Raw genomic sequence first — 17,894 nt, forward strand, 5'->3', positions numbered from 1 at the left:
CACCTACCTCTCCGGTGCTGTACGCACCTTTTTCTTTTCTTCCTTTTTCATCTTCGCCAGATCCGCATAGTCCGCCCCTTCGATCTGTGGCAGGTTCTCTATGATCCGATAGGCAGCTCCGTAGGCTTTTTTTAGATTGGCACATGCCCATCGCCCTGCAAAATCGTTATCCGTACAGATCTCGATTTCTTCAATCTCCGGATGCTTTGATAGAAAATACTCCAACGCAGGCGGATTCTTCATCTCCCGGTACACTTCCCCCTCTTTTGGGGCGCTGATCCCGCCAAGCTCCAGACGGTATTTATCCAGACTGCCGCCCTCCAACGTCAGATGGGCCAGTGCGTCAATACAGGCTTCATAAACCGCTACCCGCTTGGAATCCTTTTGGGGAGGCACACAAAACGCATACGCTTTTTCACTTCCTGCCTGCTCAATCTTAAAGGATTTTTTCCCATTATCATAAATCCCTCGAAGAAAAGCATACCGGGCTTTCCCGTTTTCATCCCGTCCAACGAACACAGCGTTATGATATGGTCTGCTCTCATAGAGGATTCCCAATCTCAGGCAGTACCGGATGGCGGCCTCGCTGATGCCTCTCCCGGACAGGTATTGCAGAATCCTGCGGTTGTTCATGTTCTTTTCCGGCAGCACAAACGGTTTCCTCTCCGGTGGCGGAACTTCCTGCGGGATACAGATATAATTTCCTTCCTGCAGCAGACTGACCGCTTCCATAAAACTACACCCATCTACCTGTGTCAGAAACCGCAGGGCACTGATGCCACCGATATCCCTCGATTTCCAGTGCCATTTGCTGGTTACTTCGTTAATCTTGAAGCTGTCATGATCCGTCAGTTCCCATTCATTGACCGTCCTGGTTTTCTTAAGACGGTAAGGCTGGTTCTCCCTCAGATACTCATACGCCCGGATCTTCTTCAGTTCCTGGATCTGTTCTTCACTGACCCATGGCATTACATGACAGTATTCCGCAGTGCTTCCACCTTATCTGTCCGCTCCCACGGAAATTCCTTTCTTCCAAAATGCCCATATACCGCAGTCTGTTTAAAGATCGGCCGCTTTAAACGCAGCGTATCCATGATCTGGTTCGGTGTCAGGGCGAACACCAATGGGATCGCCGCTGCAAGACAGTCATCCGCACAGATTTTTCCTGTTCCAAAAGTATCCACCTGCACCATGACCGGCTGTGCCACGCCGATGGCGTAAGCAAGGGACACCTGGCATCGGCTGGCAAGGCCGGCGGCTACCATGTTCTTGGCAATATACCTGGCCATATATGCGCCGGAGCGGTCTACTTTCGAACAGTCTTTTCCAGAGAAAGCCCCGCCGCCATGCGGAACAATACTGCCATAAGTATCCACCATCAGTTTCCGTCCGGTAAGGCCGGTATCCGCATCCAGTCCGCCGCAGACAAATCTCCCTGACGGATTGATGTAAACAGCCGTATCTTCATCCGCAGGAAGCAGCCGCAGAGCTGGAGTCAGCACCTTGTTCCTGATCTCCTGCTCCAGCTTCTTCAGGTTCTTATCCTTTGTATGCTGGCAGGACACGACCACACTGTCCAGACGGACTGGCCTGCCATCCTCATATTCCACTGTTACCTGTGCCTTTCCATCCGGCAGGATCCCCTCAATAAAATGGCTCCGCCTGCTGGCAGCCAGTTCCCGGACAATCCGGTTCGCCAGTACCACGGGCATCGGCAGAAACTGCGGCGTCTCGTCACAGGCATAGCCGATCATCACCCCCTGGTCCCCGGCGCCATTCTCCCATCCCGGCTGGTTAGGCGGAAGGCCGCAGCGTTTCTCCCTCGAACACTCCACGGCTCTTGCAATATCCGGACTCTGCTGGTGGATCAGCGCATCCATCTGGATGTTATCCGCACAGTATCCTACATCCGAAAGCACCTTTTTCATAATCCCAAACACATACGGTTCATGGGTACTGGTAATCTCCCCGGCTGCCAGGATCATCCCTTTGGTTGCCAGCACTTCACAGGCTACCCTTGATTCCGGATCAAACTTCAAACACTCATCCAGAATGCTGTCTGCGATCAGGTCGCACAGTTTATCCGGATGCCCTTCCGTGACAGATTCTGCTGTATATAATCGTTTCATAATCAAATCCCAACCTTTCTTTTTATAAAAGGCGGGATACATCCTGATCCCGGACATATCCCGCCTTATTGACATTTTTATTTCTTATTTTCTTTATTTTTATCCATCAAGCACAGGACTACATCTCCCATAGAGAGATTCCTGCAGATATTAAGAACCGGGTTCCCGAACAGCCACTACGATGTTCCTGGCACCGTTCCATTCATACGAACACGTTACCAGAGTAAGCACCTGTTTCACGTCATCCGCCGCAGGATTTTTCCCATTGTCGAACAGTTCCAGGGCTTTCGCCTGCGCAATATAGGAAAAAAGCCCGTCCGGTTCCTGAAAAGAAACCTGCTGGAATGGGAACATAGAGACATCTGCTTTCAGGACTGCCACGACAGTATAGACAGATACGCCATCCATAGTCTGGAAAAGAACAGCCGGGTGTTCCTTGCAGTAGTCGTAAGACGCATATCTGTCAAGGTTCCCGAACATTACACCGCTGTTCATGTTATGCCCGTATATGACAAGGTTCTCCCCTTCCCGGACATCGCAGTTCCATTGCAGAAACAAGCTCCCATTGATATCTGATTCGCCATTATAATTCCGGCGCAGATAATATTCCGGCTCATCCGCACTGCCCTGGAGGACAGGATAATCGATGCCTGTGTCCGGGATTGCAAGCCATCCTTTCACATCCGGGTATTGTTCCTGTAAGGCTGCGAGATCCACAAGGGGCGGCACAGTGCTTTTTTCCCCAGCTGGCTGCCTTTCCCCGGAGGTTTCCTCCGGAAGATGTTCTCCCGGAAAATCATCCTTCAGTGTCTCTGCCAGTTCCTGGTTTTCTTCCGGTACAGCTACCATATGATAATACAGGATCCCCGCGCTGGTACAAAAAACCAGAATCAGGAGCAGCTGCAACATCCAGCGGATGAAAGCCTGATATCTGCATGGATCACCGCTCCCATCCCTTTTTCCTGCTTTTTGCATTCCTGGCTTTCACTTCCTTTTCTGTCCGGCATACGGCATCCATGATCGGCTCCGTTGGGATCCCATTCTGTTTGCACCCCTCTATGATCCCATGCAGATAAAAATCCGATGGCCGGGCCGGGTAGTCTTTATGGGGCACATTCATGACATACACCATGCACTGATAGGCGGTTCCATCTTCTGCCCTGACATGGATGGTTTTCTTCCCATACAGGTACGGATATCCTTCATATCGGTTCAGGCTCTTTTCACACGCCCCGGTGATCCTCCATAAAACGCCATCCACATGGCTGCCCTTTTCCGGCAGGATTGTTGCCACGCCGCTTTCAGGATTCTGGCTGCAGAAAGCAAGGCGGTAATCATCAAGCCGGACATTTCCCACTACCTCTGCGGCCGGACACCTAAAGTCCATCTGATCCAGGTTCATATTGCTGCCATAGGCAAAATACAGTGTCTCTGCCAATCTGCCACCTTCTTTCTGATTTTGGTTTAAAATATAGGAGCCCGCATCATGGCAGGCTCCCATCGATTCATGGCTGTTAACCATTTTTACGCTTCTTCTTTCTTCTGCTTACCGCAAATCCGGCTAATCCGGCTGCGGACAACAGCATCAGGATGACCGGAATCCAGAGGTTCGTCTCATCCCCTGTTTTCGGCACATCGGTCGGTTTTGCCTCATCCTTCATGATGACTTTCTGGATTTCAGCGGTATCTTTCACTTCAAAGGTAATATCCTCGGCTACCAGATAACCGTCCGGGGCCTGTTCCTCGCACAGAGTGTATGTGCCGATTGGCAGTTTTTCAATATAATGCGGCTTATCAGAAGATACCCAGCTCTCCACTACCTTTCCCTCACTGTCGAGGATCGTCAGCTTCGCTCCCGGCAGCTCTTTCTTTCCGGTGATATCCGTCTTGCTGATCTCCACTTTGGTTACATCGTCCTCCATCTCGACTTTCTGGATCTCCACGGTATCCTCAATGGTAAATTCAACACGTTCTGCTGTCACATATCCATCCGCAGGTTTCGTTTCGACCAGCGTGTAAGTCTTGCCGACTGCCAGTTCTTTGATCACATGGGGTTCTTTTTCAGACACCCATTCATCCACGATTTTACCGGATTCGTCAACTACCTGAAGCTTTGCCCCCGGCAGTTCCTCCCCGGTGGTTAAATCCGATTTTGTGACCTCCACAGTGGTCGGCTCATCCTCAAAAGTAAATGCATAGGAAACTTCCGCAGTATCCTCTCCCTGATATTCAAACGTGAATTCTTTTACCTCATCTGTCGTTGCGAAACCAGCCGGGGCATAGAACTCTTTCACATAATATTTTCCGTCCACCGGGAGATCTGCCACAAAGGTAATCTTCCCTTCTGCATCCGTAGACTTCAGTTCAATGACTGTATCTGCTTCGATCAGGACTTTCCCCGATGCAGACAGGATATCTTCTTTCGTGTAAAGCCCGAAGATCGCTCCCTCCAGTACACGGTCGCTGTCCTTTTCTTTCTTTAATACGGACACGACCGCCCTCTGTCTGTTGTTCTGCCAGTCCTCATCATATACCACGACCGGGGTATCCTGGTCTCGGTAAGTAAGATCCACATATCTCGGTTCCCCATCCAGCACGTAGCCATAAGCTGTGCCGACTTCAACCACATAGTATTTTCCGACAGGCAGGTTCTCCACTTTTGCGATACCCGTTTCATCGGTTGTTACCGTCTCGACCAGCTCATCCTTTTTATAATGATCTTCGCTGACGCCATCGGCTGCTTTGATATCCTCGGCTGCATAGATTTCAAAGGTAACATCCGTCAGGTTCCCGGTAATATAGTTAAAGATATGCTCTACAACTCCCTTTACCTGGCTGACTAATGTCACACTGTCAAGGAATTCTCCCTTTTTATTGACGATCAGGGTTGCCGTTGGCACCTCATCCTTCATCTCCACTTTCTGGATCTCGGCTGTATCTTCCACTGTAAAGGTGATATCCGTTGTTTTCAGGTAACCAAACGGTGCAAAGGATTCGCGCAGTGTATAGGTCTCTCCAGCTGTCAGACGCTTCATGACATGCGGCTCATCTTTTACGGATACCCAGCTGTCAACCGTATTTCCGTCTTTATCGATGACAGATAGGGATGCGCCGGAAAGTTCCACGCCTGTGGTGATATCCGATTTCGTGATCTCGACCGTTGTCGGCTCATTCTTCTTTACGGATTCCAGTTTCACGACCGGGATATCCTGTCCCTGATAGGAAGTGTCAAAGGTGAGGATCTCATTCGAAGATACAAATCCGGCCGGCGCTGCCAGTTCTTTCACATAATACTTTCCGAGCGGCAGATCAAGCGTAAAGGCTGCCTGTCCTTTTTCATCACTGGTTACCGTTTCCAGAAGGGTGTCTGCTGTTACGAGAGTCTTGTCACCGGATACGATATCCTCTGCATTATAAAGGCCGAACTCGGCTCCCGCTACAACCGCTCCGTTTTCTGCGTCCTGCTTCTCTACCGTGATGCTGACTTTCTGCCTGTCATTGGTAAACTCTGCGGTTTCTGTAATGACCGGGGTGTCCTGCCCTTCATAGACAAACTCCACTTCCTTTGAAGAAGCATTCAGGACATAACCTTCTGGCGCAGTCACTTCTTCGATCCGGTATTTTCCAAGCGGCAGGTCCTCTATCACTGCCTTACCTTCCCCGTCTGTTGTCACGGTCGCTACCAGAGCACCGGAAGCATACTCCAGATTGCGGTTCCCGGATTCACCAGTCTGATGGTCTGCGGTGTAGATATCCTCTGCAGCATATACCTTGAACACAGCGCCTGCAAGGTCTGCCGTCTCATAGTGGAAATCCTTATCAAATCCGGACAGCACTTCCCCATCCTTATGGATGACAAGTTCACCCTTTGCCGGATGGTTCTCATAGGCCACTTCGATGATGGCATCTTTGCTCACGCCATCCACCTGATATGCGGTATTGGAATCCACTTTGATTTCTACACAGCCTGTATTTAACGTATATCCGTCCGGGGCCGTCACTTCCTCAATCCGGTAATTTCCTGGCTGCAGGTTCTCCGGCAGGATCAGGTACCCTTCCTCATTGGTAAAATAGGATTTATGCACGGTGGTATGCGGATACGTTGTCACCTGTTCCACATATTTCCCGTTATCCAGATCATAAACCTTAAATTCCGTATTAGGAACCAGCACAGGCTGTTTGGTTTCATCATCTTTCTTGATGATCTTTAGCTTCGCCTCGAACTCATCATCCAGCAGTACCCGCCATGTCTGCGGTTCGGTCTTATTCTCCGATATCGTCACCATAAAATCATCCACCGGGGTGAAGTTATGCGGGGTTGTTGTCTCACGCACGACATAAGTCCCATAAGGGATCGGGATTGAGCATGCGTATCCCTTTTCATCGGTAAACATTTCTGTTTTTCCATCTGCGGTCAGCACGACTGGCTCTGCGGATGCAAAATCATAGGAACCGTCCGCTTTGGTTTTCAGGCTGCTTACAAGGTATGCGGAAAATCCGGCGCCGGATAAAAGGTCCGCATCCGTCTTACCATTATTCGCCGCTTTGATCACCTGGAACGGCTGCTTGATCACCTGTTCCGGGGATTCTGCGGTACGCTCCACAGTTTTCACCTTGTCACCCTCATAGCTTACATCGATATCATGCTCTTTTTCATCCGCAAGGTATCCAACCGGAGGGGTAAGCTCTTTCACATAATATTTTCCCAGGTACAGGTCCTCCACGGATGCATTTCCCTTTGCGTCCACAGTCAGTGTGGTAACCTGGGTACCTGCTTTATAGAGGACGCCTGTCTTTCCATCCGGATGCACGATATCCTCACGGGCAAACAGTCCATACACTGCACCCTCAAAGACCGCATCGCCCTGTGTCACTTCCCCTGTTTCTTTATCTTTCTTTACCAGATGGATCGTGCCTCTGACACGCTCATCCGTCACATTCTGTGTGACAGTTTTCCCAAGCACAAGTTTTACGCCATACGCCTTGGTATCGATCAGATACCCGGCCGGGACAGAAATCTCTTTCAGATATACGGTATCCTGTGTCTTTGTGATCATCAGGCTGGAAGCGCCATTGCTGTCAGTGGCCGGCATTTGGGCGATCAGCTTCGTACAGTCTTTGTCACTGTAAATGCCATATACGGCACCTGCAAGCCCGTTTCCTGTCTGGCTGTCCTTTTTTATGATCTCAACGGTTGCCACCTTCACCCAGCTTACTTTGAAATCCACATATTTTTCATCATCCACGCCCTCGCCAAATACAAGGGCCAGGTCCTGTGTACCGGATCCGGTGGTGATCTTATAAGCACTGAAATCCTTGGTGATGCTTCCCTTCATCGTAACGCTCCAGGCATCCTTTACATCCTCTGCCTGTGTCAGCGGTGCGGAAAGATAAAACTTTGTACCGCCGCTTACTTCCACACTTGCGCCTGCCGCACTGGTCTTTCCGGTCGTTACGTTATGGAATTTGACGCCATTTGGCAGTTTCATGGTGATCGTCTGCAGTTCATCCGCATTAAATGTGATCTCTTTTGTCCGCTGTGAGTTCCCGTCAATATATGCGGTCACATCCGCATCAGAAAAGGACATCGCTACATCCGGGATATCCGGCTGGCTCACACAGTAATTGTAAAGTTCCATTGCCAGCGCCTGTCCGGTAGAATTCGTACCAGAAAAAGCGTCACCGCTTCCATTGGCATAAGCAGCCGCCAGATGGGTAATGATAAAGCGTTTTCCTGTGGAAAAATCCGGATGCTTTTCATCAAAGAACCCATTCTCACCACTGGCTTTCGTTCCGTAATAGCATACTTTTGCCAGCGTCTTTCCATCTGAGAGCTTGTTGATCGTGTACACGCCATCTCCCGGTCCCGGCTTGGATGGCTGCACGCAATAAGCAGTTGCAGTGATATTTCCAAACTGAACCGTGTATGGGCAGGTCAGATAAGTTCCAAGGCCATAATCTGCATAATAATACCATGGGCCTTTTGTTACCGTTACACTTAAATTCCCGGTATTGGCTCTCGCAGAAGCCATAAAGGTAACGCTCTCCCCTGCTTCAAGCGCAAACAGCCCGACTTCTTCCTCCACGGCCTGCTCCATAACATCGGAAACAGACAGGCCGCTTTCCTCATCCACAGTATCCTGCGTTTCCGCTTCTTCAAGTGCTTCATCCAGCTCTGTTTCCGTTAATCCCTCTGTCTGCAAGGAACTCTCCGGCTCACCGTCTGTCTGCTGTTCCGTCTGTGGCTCTGTCTGTTGTTCTGTCTCCTGGCTTTCCGTCTGCGAGGCATCCTCCCCGTCATCCTGGGATTCTTCTGGCTGCCCTGCGTCCTGGCTCCCAGACTCTGTTTCCACACTGCTGCGTAAGACGGCTCCTGTATCCTTTACTGCCACGTTCCGGCTGATCTGGTAAACAGGATGGTCCGTAGTCTGCGGCTCCACATAATAGACCGCCTTATAGGTATCGGCATGGTCTGTGGAAAAATCTTCCCCTTTTGTATTTTTCGCTTCTTCAAATGTGACTTTTACTTTGTTGTCATCGATGATGTCGATGCCAGTAAAATCAAAAGTAATGTCAAAATCACTGCCGACCTCCACCTCATAGTCATGTGCCGTAACCACTTCATCCTCATCCAGCTGGTCTTTGACTTCCTCATACACCGGGGGCTTCTTTTCCTCCTGGCCTGTTTCTGCAGCAGAGGCAGCCAAAGGTGATAAGGCTCCGGAGAGGATCGTTACCGCAGCCAGCAGGCCGGATACGATACGTTTCATATTTCTTTTCATTTTCATGGTCTGTTCATCCTTTCAAAAAATAAGCCGGAAAGATGTTGCTCTATCCGGCTGGTTTTATTTCTTTCCTATTCAATTGTCATGTTACCGGGGTTCCTGGTCCCGGTTTCTTTGCTGTAAGCAGGCATACTGGCTCTTGTCATAACGCCACGCCCGGTCACCTTCCAGATTCTTCAAAAGGTGTTCCCTCACATTTTTATATTCTGGCCCGATCAGTCCAAGCCTTAAAAGAAATGTACGGAATGTAAATGCGGGATTTTCCGATATCTCCGTTTTCCGCATCTGTGTGCATTTCTGGTTGATGGCCTGCGCCGAGATCGCCAGTGCCAGCGTGATGTTCGCCCGCACCTGCCCTGCATGGAGCGTGCTTTCAAAACAGCGCCATTCCAGCGTCCCTTTCGAGAACACAGCATGCAGGTTCAAAGCATAATAGCGGCTCCAGTGGTAATGGCTGCCGCTTCCGTCACCGCCCTCATACCAAGCCTGTTTGAATTTCTCCATGGAGATCGTGCTGTTTGACATCTTCCGGATCTTTTCCAGCACAGCAGGCCGTACCTTCTGGCAGTATCGGTCTGCCCTTTCGCTCTGTACTTTTAATGCCTTAAACAGGATATCCTCTTTGGAATACATGATCGTCATGGCATTCTTCAAGCTCCTTGGCGTATGCTTGGAGGCATCCACATGGACATGCTGGCCGCAGGAGTCATTGACAAACGCCCCGTGATGGCGCAGGCACCGGACAACTTCCTGCAGCTTTCCCATTTCAGAATACTCCAGTTTTGGGCTTACCATCTCCGTTGCATAATCATCACCTGCCATTGTCTTGCGGCCTCTCACTTTTCTCTCAGTGACGATACTGCTGTCGAAGGAAAATTTCCATTCCTTCCCCTGCTGGTCGCGCACACACCACGAATCATACGAAGATCTGTGGTAACAGTCCGTATCAAACATTTCCGCTACCACTTGGGCCGCACGTTCCCTGGTAATCCCTGTCATCTCGATCTCTGTGCCAAAATACTGGTCCCGAAGATCAATCGGCATAAACAGCATCCTCCAGTCTTAGTTCTTCATCCACCGCTTTCAGGTTCCTGCCAATGGCTTCGACAACCGTCACAGTCACACCATTCCCGGCCTGCTTGTAAAGCTGCCTGTCAGACATCCCCACGATCATCCGGTCGATCTGGCTGTCGTAATAGCCCTGCAGCCGCAGACATTCCCTGGGGATCAGCCTGCGGATCCGTCCATGATAAACAACGCCATGGCGGTCTGTAGCCGTGATCGTAAACATCGGTTCCTCCGGCTCTTTCATCCTCCGGCCATTCTGCCTTTTCTTAAGCCTGTCCGGTGTCAGGATCGCCCTCGGCCCTGTCTCAACAAGGACACCGGAACTCTCTCCCTTGTGCTTATGGATACTGGAATCCTGCCTTGTATTCAGACAGCGGGCGTGTTCCGTCACAAGCGGCGGAACAGACAGATCCACAAAGTGAACCGTTCCCTGCTGGCTCTCCGTTGTCAGTGTGTGGGCGATCTCATGCCCGACTCTCCCCCTGCGGGTGTTTAAGTTCGCATACCCAAGGTCAATGCTGTCACCGGGGTATGCCATCTTGTATCCTTTTTTCGTATTCTCCTTGATTGGGATCCCCACTTCATAAAGCCCGGTCTTGCCTCCCATGCCCCCGGCCTGTGAAGTAAGCGTGCAGCTTACTCCGGCGGGATCGTAGACTCTTTTTCCCTGGCTTCCTGCAAGGATTTGTATAAGAGCTGCTCCGTTTGGTACTGGGACAGGTAATATTTTTCCGGCACATCTTCCATCAAGATATCCGATAAGATACACCCGCTTTCTTGACTGCGGGACTCCGAAATCCTTGCTGTTAAGCACCTTCCATTCGACATGGTACCCCAGCTCAGAAAACGTACCGAGGATGGTGTGAAACGTCCTCCCTTTGTCATGCGATAAGAGTCCGGGAACATTCTCAAGGAGAAAATACGCAGGTCGTTTGTCTGCAACCAGTCTGGCAGCTTCAAAGAACAGGGTTCCTCTGGCATCGCCAAAGCCTCCACGTTTTCCAGCGATGGAGAAAGCCTGGCAAGGAAATCCTGCGCATAAAAGATCAAAGTCCGGCATGGCTCCTGTTTCAATTTTTCTTGCATCGTCACAATACCACTCCCCTTCCGTATCGAACAGCCTTCGGTAGTTCGTATCCGCATAAGAGTCCATTTCGCAGTGTCCGACACATTCAAAGCCCCCGGCACGCTTAAGTCCTTCACGGAATCCACCGATTCCGCTGAATAAATCAAAAAATCGAATCGTTCCGGCTATCCGCCTCCTTTCTGAAAAAAAAACGGCATGGCTTTTGGCCACACCGTTTTCTCTGTTTTTGATCTGCTGTTTTCCATCTATCTGCTACTTATGCTTCTATCGGTTCTTCACCCTCATCTTTTCCTTCTGGCTCATCCAGCTCTGCTTTGGTATCCTCTGGTTTCCCGGCTGGCAGCACTGTTTCGGATTCTTCGGTCACCTCCGGTTCTTCGGATTCCGATTCTCCCTCAGTTTCTTCCGGTTCTTCCCCGGCACCCTCCAGTTCTTCCTCAGTTCCTTCTGGTTCTTCTTCGGCGCCCTCCGGTTCTTCCTCAGCCCCTTCTGCAGCTTCCTGCTGGGACGCTGCAATTTCTTTTGCCCTTCTCGCATTCTCCTGCTCGTCCTCTATTTCCCTGACTGCTTTCTCGATGATGCTTATAAGGAAATCCTTCTGTTTGCATCCCTTCCATGCGACTACTGCTTTGAGCCTTCCGAATAATTCCTCGGTTACCTGTACTGCGATTGTTCTTGCTGCCATCTGGTCCACTCCTTTTTCCATAAAATGTTCTTCGATTACCTGTTGCAGAAATTCTGGTGTGCTGATCCCACGCTGTTCGATCTCCCCTCTGACCTTCGCATGAAGCTCTACCGGGATCCTGCCGCATATGTTCTTCATTTCCATCTGCGCTTTCTCCTTTCGTTTTGTTATACACACCATACTCCAAAGATGCATACAAAGCTATTCACAATACCCAACAAACATCGGCTCCAAGATCATTGCATAACCAACAATACATAGATGTATCTATACTTTCAAAACAGCACCACCTCCTATTTAGTCAAGTCTTTTTTCCTTGAAAATCAAGGATTTTTTCAATATATCATCAATAAATATCTCAGAAGAAAGAGCCATAGGAATGGACATTTCTCTGTATCTGGTACGAAAATAGCGGATTTTGGGTACACGAAGTAAAACGTCTTTCTTTTCGTTCTACATGGCCTTGTGTATACCCATCCATCTACGGCAGCGAACCTCCCGTGTCTACCAGGATCATCAGCCCTCTGGAGCCGAGTCCTAACTTCTCTCGTCCCGCCTGTCCATAACCAGGGTGTCAGCTCAGCTCCTTTACAGGGTCATGCCCTCTGGAATATATTCCTGCCGACTACTGGCTCATTCTTTGTATGTTTTATTACTGACTTTCTTCCTTCCTGCAACAGCACTTTCAGTGGACGTTTTCCTATTGCATTCCGATTTTTATACTTCCAGCTACCGTGGCTGGTCTCAGCATTCAAGCATTCTTTACTCAAATGTTCAAACCAACCACGATATACTGCTTCCTGATATTATTATGCTGCCATTATTGTTTCCGGCCTTACGATATCACTCAGCATCTTCTGACCATCATAATCTACACCTTTTGTCAGTATCGTGTAGAAGATCCTGATCAGCTTGCACGCAATCGCTATGACTGACTGCATCTTCTTCAAAGGATTTTGCTTCCTCGTCCTGTAATAGTCATGAATTTCTCTAAACTCTTTATTCTTTCCTATCACAGATATCGCAGCCTCATACAATGCATATCTCAGGCGTTTCCTTCCCCTGTGGCTGATGCGGCTTTCTCCGTTGTGTTTGCCGGAACTGTCTGAAACAATGGCATAACCTGCCAGTTTCTGCAGCTGCTTTGGGTTATCAAAACGACGAATGTCACCCACCTCTGCAATAAAACAGCTTACGGTTTTTAAACCGATCCCGTTGATCTCCATCATTTTATCAAGGTATGGGATCTCAGAAAGTTTCGCTTCTATCTCCCGCATCAGATCATCCATTCTGTTTTTATATACTTCATAATCGTTCAGTAGGTTGCGGATCTCTATTCTGGCACTTCCCGGTGCTTCTGTACTTCCGATGCTGTGCTCCGCAGCTGATACCAGGGTCCTTGCCCTCTTTAGTCCAGCGCCTTTCAGCTTTGCATCCCTCCATACCTGATTTACACCATCTACGCCAAGTTCTTTTATGTCACATGGCAACGGTGCCTTTTTGATCACCATCATCCCGCTTACAGCATCCGGGTTTTTATAAACGTCTTTTATTTCCGGAAAATAAATACTGAACCATCGGGCAATCCGGTTTTTGATCCTTGTAAGTTCTTCCTGCGTCTGAATACGAAGATTTGACAGATTTCTGATCTCTGCGTATATCCCTGTTGGGATATATGGATACGAAAATCTTCCTTCATTTACCAGTCCCGCAATTGTTTTTGGATCCTTACGGTCATTCTTATTCGGGTTGTTATCATCCAGTTCTTTGGACTTCTTTACATGATGCGGATTCACATGCACCGGCTTCATTCCCTGTTCCTGCAGGTACGCTCCAAGGTTCAGCCAGTAATGACCGGTAGGTTCCATACCTGGAATCACCGCCTCTTTACCATGTTTATCTGCCATGTCTTCCATCCATGCCTTAAATGCAGCAAACCCGGCTTCATCGTTGTTGAAAGCAAACGGCTTTTTTGAGTACTCATAATTCCGCCAGTCAAAGGCCCTTGCATAATGAGTTTCACTCCCAACATCAATACCAACGATTAAAGTTTTTTCCGTAATAGATGCAATTTTTGCGTTCTGTGTGTTATAATTCATTTCAGATACCTCTCTGTTCAATAAGATTTTTTACTAACCGTGCAAAGTCAGTAATCTTATTTTACTCTGAGGTATTTTTTTCTCAACCTTCTTTCTCGGAATTCCTTATATTTGAATTATACAAGAAGCTCCTTTACATCCCATCCTCCATTGCAGAAAGGAAATCCAGCATCTGCGCCGGAATTTCATCCGCTTCTGCCTGCACCAGATCCTCAGACACAAAATGCGTATTCTGGAGTTCTTCCCGGATCACCTGGCGGATCATCCCCACCATTTTTTTACTATCCTCAGACTGTAGGATTGCCTGAACCAGAAAAGCATTTTTTTGTCCATTAGGAACACTCTGCAGGATTTCCCATGCCCGTTTATGCTCCGGATCATCCAGTGTCGGGCGGAACGAAAAAACAGGGCGGCTCACCTCGCGCACATCTGCCCCACAATCCGTTCATATCCGGCAGCGTTGGCTTTTACGTCTGTTAAGTAAAAAGCCCTGCAAAGCCCGTCCTGCGGTGTCACGTGGCGTCTTACGATGGTGGATCCGCCGCCCATAAAAACGGAGGGGATTGCCCGCAGGTCAAAGCCTGCCTCCATAATGGCAGACAGGATCCTCTCTGTATAACTGCGCCCATTCTTCTGGATGATCTCTTTGGCTTTCGGATCCAGGCTGCAGCTGTTTCCATTCAGGACACGCTCGATCTGGATATCTGTCACAGACAGCCCGGTACTCCTGCGCACCTGTTCCATCGTTTCATCAATACAGCGGATAACGCCAAGCTCAAGGCTGCGGCAGGTAGCCGCATTAGGAACAGCATTATCCAGCCGCATCAGGTCCACAGTCCAGCCGCCAATGTCCACCAAAAGAACAGACGGCTCATCCCGGACATATTCCGGATGGAGAGCAAGCGCAGAATAGCCCTGGGGAAACAGTTTCACATCCTCAACCGTCAGTTCATATGCTTCATTTTCGTATCGGAAACAAAGCGGCTGCTCCTTCCGGAACAGATACTGCCGGAAAGCCGTCTTTTCCCTTCCGAAACCTGCAAGCGGCAATCCGGCTGCAAGGATGATCTTTCCTTTTCTCTCTGCCCGGCGGTATTCGATCTCCTGTGCCAATGCTGCCATAGTCAGCAGATAATAATTATCATTGGCGGTCTTATCTTTCATAAGCGTCTGGCGTCCGGTACCGCAGACATAATAATTCCCCGCATACTGCAGCACGTTCTGCATCGTGTATGGCTCATAGTCATACCGGGACAGTCCTGTTGGGAAACAGATATGCGGGGTTTTCATGGCATAATAGCCATGGTCGATTCCTATAATCATAGGATCACATCCCTTCTATATTAATTTTTGAAACTGTGGGGGATCTTTGAACATCCGCTGTGGAAAACCTGCCGGGAAAGGGAGTACCTGCCGGCGGCGGGGATTTTTTTCCCAGCTGGTTAGGGTTTTCAAAAAAAGCGGCAGACAGGACTTTTTGAAAAAGCCTGCCTGCCATCATTTAAAACTTTCCGTATCATGGTGCGGGACTGGATTATGCTGGACTGGATTTTTATGGTTTCTCATCACTGCATTCTTTTCCCATCACAGCCCCTGCCTTTCTATCAGAAATGCCAGGATATCTTCCAGCGCATACTGGTAAATCAGATCAGCGTATCGGCTCCAGCAATCATTGATGGAGCAGGTAAGCAGGTCAACCTGATCCATGATATCCTTGGGTGGATTCATAGATTTTAGGATTTTATCCTGCTGTAGCGATTTTTCCCGCCTTTTCTGATATTCTTCATCTTTCTTCAGGAATTCCATCTCTGCATCGCTGGTCCTTGCCTCTATCAGCATATCCGCCAGTTTTTTCTTTCTTGCCACATCTCCATCCGGATTGATCTCCTTCTGGATGCTTCTTAACATCCGCCCGTAGGAGAATACATGGGACTGTCCATAATAATAGTGGTATTCCTTTTCCAGACGCTCCATGTCATCCTGATTAGACAGGTATTCTTTTAAAGCATAGTGTTCTTTTTCGTTTAAAGTAACTGTACCATCTCCATCCACCGCTTTCAGCAGCATTGGATAATCTTTGATCAGTTTCTTCTGCCGTTTTTCTATATCCTGGTATTCCGCGTGTTCTTTTCTCAGATAATTTACGATCTGCTCGCCCACTTTCATTTCTATGGCATCCATCCACAGTTCTTCTAATTGTACATGCATTCTGTCCGCTCCCTTCTTATTCATTGTGTTCTATCAAGCATTACACTATACCATTTTCGGCTGAGAAAGCTATTCACAGAATGCAACAAGATTTTCTTCCTCAGATCGTGCAAACTACCTATCATCAGATTCTGGACGGCTCATTTCGCTTTCGGGGCTTATCCCTATTTTTTTGTTTCGCCTTTTTAAGTTTCCGTACCTCAGCTGCCCCTTTTTCTACCATTGCTTTCAACTCCGGCAGTGAAGTATTCCAAATGGAAGAATCTTTGCTGAAAAAGCGGATGCCATGCGTTTTCATAATCATGTCACCTATTTCAGGATATACCGTAACCACATCCGGCGGCTGCAATGGATACTCAATCAGGGGATGGTATTTGATCTCCCCGGATATTTTCTCCAGCACCCTTTCTTCCATTTCCGGTGTGCAATCTTCATAAGCACTCCGCCCGGTCAGTTCATGATAGGCTTCATCCCCAACATAATTAAGTGATTCAAATGCACAATCTCCATACTTTTCTACCTTTGCTAAAGAATCCGGATTCTCCAGTGCTGCCATATAGATGTCTTTTCCCTGTGCGATCAGCCATGCCCTGAAATCCATAAATCCGTCATCCGAACAGCCATACTCTTTTATAAGGGTGGCTACCGTCCAAAGCCCATATTTATCGGCTGCATCCCGGTATTCGTACATAATCGTATGAAATTGCAGGGATTGTTCCGGCGGCATACTTAACAGTTCTTTTTTAATCCAGGAAATAGATGCGTCCATATCCTGTCCGCATTGATTTTTCGTTTCTTCAATGAGCTGCCAAAAAGTTTCTTTCTTTATTTCCATTATTTTACTGCCCATATCAAGCCTCCCTCGTCATACTTGTGGATAAACATCACGATCTTTCCTGCTCTTTTTTCCTGCCTGCTTTTTTCGTCACCATCTCCTGGCTCATATCCTCAAAAAAATACTCTGCCAGATGCTTCATCCCCTCAAAGGACTGTTCATCAGGCATGGCTATCGAAATAACCACGGCATCTATATATTTTTTCCCATTTATTTCACGGTACAGTTCCTGGTAATCTCCCCAATAACCGTCCCCGCCTGTCTTAATATCCTCATATCGTCCGTCAACCTCAATCAAATAGCATGCCGTATCAACGCCAATTTCTTTTCGATCTATCTTTTGTGACGCATACATTTTTCCATCCATGTATATGGAAAGATACTGCTCCGGAGCAAAATAGATCGTCATTGTCCTGGCTATAAATCCCGGATATTCCGGATGCTCTGTTTCCACCAGCGACACGCCTGCCTTAAATCCCGGCTGTGGTCTGTAATCAACCACCAGCTTCTGAAGTTTCTCTGGATCATTTCTATAATCCTCAAAATACATGGGATCTCCGAATTGAATCCGATCGGGACATTTGATTTTAATTGCCTCTTTTCTCATTCTCCTATCATCCTTCCCTAAAATAAATAAAACGCAGTAGGCACTGTTTTCATTACACCTCTGCGTTATCAATCGATTTTATTATTTTTCTGATTTCATTTTTACTGTGCTGTCTTTCCATCTTCTTAAAGATTCTTTCATATCTCTTTCTACGCTGCCCACGCTTTTTTCCAGACGAAGGCAGAGGAATCCCTGTATGTAGTTCATCTCCATAGTGCTGGTTTTCAATCCACCATAGTTTCTTCCCATATGCTTTCATATTTTGGTCTCTACCATATCCTTTCACAGTTTGTCCTTTTGTGTTCTACCAAACATTACACTATAACATTTTCTCAAAAAAAGCTATTCACAGAATGTGACAAGAACCCTTACAGCAAATTGTGCAAGCCAC

General features: G+C 48.3%; 15 protein-coding genes. All 15 read right to left on the reverse strand.

Translation table 11 applies throughout. The features are described 5' to 3' along the window. Positions 1 to 3: 3 nt before the first annotated feature. The 15 genes from KTB61_RS08055 to KTB61_RS08125 all read right to left on the reverse strand — a co-directional run bounded on the left by KTB61_RS08055 (position 4) and on the right by KTB61_RS08125 (position 17,752). A complete protein-coding gene (locus KTB61_RS08055) occupies positions 4 to 969 on the reverse strand; it encodes a DUF3991 domain-containing protein (protein WP_195549151.1) in 966 nt (321 codons plus the stop codon). Then, a complete protein-coding gene (metK, locus tag KTB61_RS08060) occupies positions 969 to 2,129 on the reverse strand; it encodes a methionine adenosyltransferase (RefSeq protein ID WP_195549152.1) in 1,161 nt (386 codons plus the stop codon). The genes KTB61_RS08055 and metK overlap by 1 nt, the downstream gene beginning before the upstream one ends. Before the next feature lie 150 nt (positions 2,130 to 2,279). Beyond that, positions 2,280 to 3,104: a class B sortase gene (locus tag KTB61_RS08065; protein ID WP_330656348.1), complete on the reverse strand. Its 825-nt coding sequence runs from the start codon at positions 3,102 to 3,104 to the stop codon at positions 2,280 to 2,282. Beyond that, positions 3,070 to 3,630 (reverse strand): gamma-glutamylcyclotransferase family protein, encoded by a 561-nt coding sequence (locus tag KTB61_RS08070; RefSeq protein ID WP_330656349.1) that lies wholly within the window; start codon positions 3,628 to 3,630, stop codon positions 3,070 to 3,072. The genes KTB61_RS08065 and KTB61_RS08070 overlap by 35 nt, the downstream gene beginning before the upstream one ends. 13 nt (positions 3,631 to 3,643) lie before the next feature. Further along, the gene (locus KTB61_RS08075; protein WP_216697238.1) at positions 3,644 to 8,917 is read right to left on the reverse strand and encodes a SpaA isopeptide-forming pilin-related protein; all 5,274 of its coding nucleotides are present in this window, start codon (positions 8,915 to 8,917) and stop codon (positions 3,644 to 3,646) included. Between the two features lie 84 nt (positions 8,918 to 9,001). Then, positions 9,002 to 9,958: an amidoligase family protein gene (locus KTB61_RS08080; RefSeq protein WP_216697239.1), complete on the reverse strand. Its 957-nt coding sequence runs from the start codon at positions 9,956 to 9,958 to the stop codon at positions 9,002 to 9,004. After that, entirely contained in the window at positions 9,948 to 11,237 is a 1,290-nt protein-coding gene (gene dcm, locus KTB61_RS08085; RefSeq protein ID WP_408630308.1) for a DNA (cytosine-5-)-methyltransferase, read from the reverse strand. Before dcm ends, KTB61_RS08080 begins: the two co-directional genes overlap by 11 nt. A gap of 88 nt (positions 11,238 to 11,325) precedes the next feature. Further along, the gene (locus KTB61_RS08090; RefSeq protein ID WP_117994241.1) at positions 11,326 to 11,898 is read right to left on the reverse strand and encodes a hypothetical protein; all 573 of its coding nucleotides are present in this window, start codon (positions 11,896 to 11,898) and stop codon (positions 11,326 to 11,328) included. Between the two features lie 665 nt (positions 11,899 to 12,563). After that, positions 12,564 to 13,853, reverse strand: coding sequence for an IS110 family RNA-guided transposase (locus KTB61_RS08095; RefSeq protein WP_216697240.1), 1,290 nt, complete (start codon positions 13,851 to 13,853; stop codon positions 12,564 to 12,566). Between the two features lie 133 nt (positions 13,854 to 13,986). Then, positions 13,987 to 14,271 (reverse strand): plasmid segregation centromere-binding protein ParR, encoded by a 285-nt coding sequence (locus KTB61_RS08100; RefSeq protein WP_216697241.1) that lies wholly within the window; start codon positions 14,269 to 14,271, stop codon positions 13,987 to 13,989. Then, entirely contained in the window at positions 14,268 to 15,176 is a 909-nt protein-coding gene (locus KTB61_RS08105; RefSeq protein WP_216697242.1) for a ParM/StbA family protein, read from the reverse strand. The genes KTB61_RS08100 and KTB61_RS08105 overlap by 4 nt, the downstream gene beginning before the upstream one ends. Positions 15,177 to 15,437: 261 nt before the next feature. Beyond that, a complete protein-coding gene (locus tag KTB61_RS08110; RefSeq protein WP_120393423.1) occupies positions 15,438 to 16,061 on the reverse strand; it encodes a hypothetical protein in 624 nt (207 codons plus the stop codon). 124 nt (positions 16,062 to 16,185) lie between these two features. After that, positions 16,186 to 16,911 (reverse strand): DUF4240 domain-containing protein, encoded by a 726-nt coding sequence (locus KTB61_RS08115; protein ID WP_216697243.1) that lies wholly within the window; start codon positions 16,909 to 16,911, stop codon positions 16,186 to 16,188. A gap of 34 nt (positions 16,912 to 16,945) precedes the next feature. Next, on the reverse strand, positions 16,946 to 17,503 hold the full coding sequence (locus tag KTB61_RS08120; protein ID WP_117994250.1) for a hypothetical protein: 558 nt from the start codon (positions 17,501 to 17,503) through the stop codon (positions 16,946 to 16,948). 81 nt (positions 17,504 to 17,584) lie between these two features. Continuing rightward, entirely contained in the window at positions 17,585 to 17,752 is a 168-nt protein-coding gene (locus tag KTB61_RS08125) for a hypothetical protein (RefSeq protein WP_216697244.1), read from the reverse strand. Positions 17,753 to 17,894 lie beyond the last annotated feature (142 nt).

Origin of the sequence: Anaerostipes faecalis, from assembly GCF_018982945.1 — a bacterium.
Classification (GTDB): Bacteria; Bacillota; Clostridia; order Lachnospirales; family Lachnospiraceae; genus Anaerostipes; species Anaerostipes faecalis.

Excerpts from the sequence above, each read along its gene's own strand:
- KTB61_RS08055 (WP_195549151.1), bottom strand. The coding sequence starts at position 969 with ATGCCATGGGTCAGTGAAGAACAGATCCAGGAACTGAAGAAGATCCGG.
- KTB61_RS08125 (WP_216697244.1), bottom strand. The coding sequence starts at position 17,752 with ATGGGAAGAAACTATGGTGGATTGAAAACCAGCACTATGGAGATGAAC.
- KTB61_RS08095 (WP_216697240.1), bottom strand. The coding sequence starts at position 13,853 with ATGAATTATAACACACAGAACGCAAAAATTGCATCTATTACGGAAAAA.
- KTB61_RS08120 (WP_117994250.1), bottom strand. The coding sequence starts at position 17,503 with ATGAGAAAAGAGGCAATTAAAATCAAATGTCCCGATCGGATTCAATTC.
- KTB61_RS08080 (WP_216697239.1), bottom strand. The coding sequence starts at position 9,958 with ATGCCGATTGATCTTCGGGACCAGTATTTTGGCACAGAGATCGAGATG.
- KTB61_RS08110 (WP_120393423.1), bottom strand. The coding sequence starts at position 16,061 with ATGCATGTACAATTAGAAGAACTGTGGATGGATGCCATAGAAATGAAA.
- KTB61_RS08115 (WP_216697243.1), bottom strand. The coding sequence starts at position 16,911 with ATGGGCAGTAAAATAATGGAAATAAAGAAAGAAACTTTTTGGCAGCTC.
- metK (WP_195549152.1), bottom strand. The coding sequence starts at position 2,129 with ATGAAACGATTATATACAGCAGAATCTGTCACGGAAGGGCATCCGGAT.
- KTB61_RS08105 (WP_216697242.1), bottom strand. The coding sequence starts at position 15,176 with ATGATTATAGGAATCGACCATGGCTATTATGCCATGAAAACCCCGCAT.
- KTB61_RS08070 (WP_330656349.1), bottom strand. The coding sequence starts at position 3,630 with ATGGGAGCCTGCCATGATGCGGGCTCCTATATTTTAAACCAAAATCAG.
- KTB61_RS08075 (WP_216697238.1), bottom strand. The coding sequence starts at position 8,917 with ATGAAAATGAAAAGAAATATGAAACGTATCGTATCCGGCCTGCTGGCT.
- KTB61_RS08065 (WP_330656348.1), bottom strand. The coding sequence starts at position 3,104 with ATGCAAAAAGCAGGAAAAAGGGATGGGAGCGGTGATCCATGCAGATAT.
- KTB61_RS08090 (WP_117994241.1), bottom strand. The coding sequence starts at position 11,898 with ATGGAAATGAAGAACATATGCGGCAGGATCCCGGTAGAGCTTCATGCG.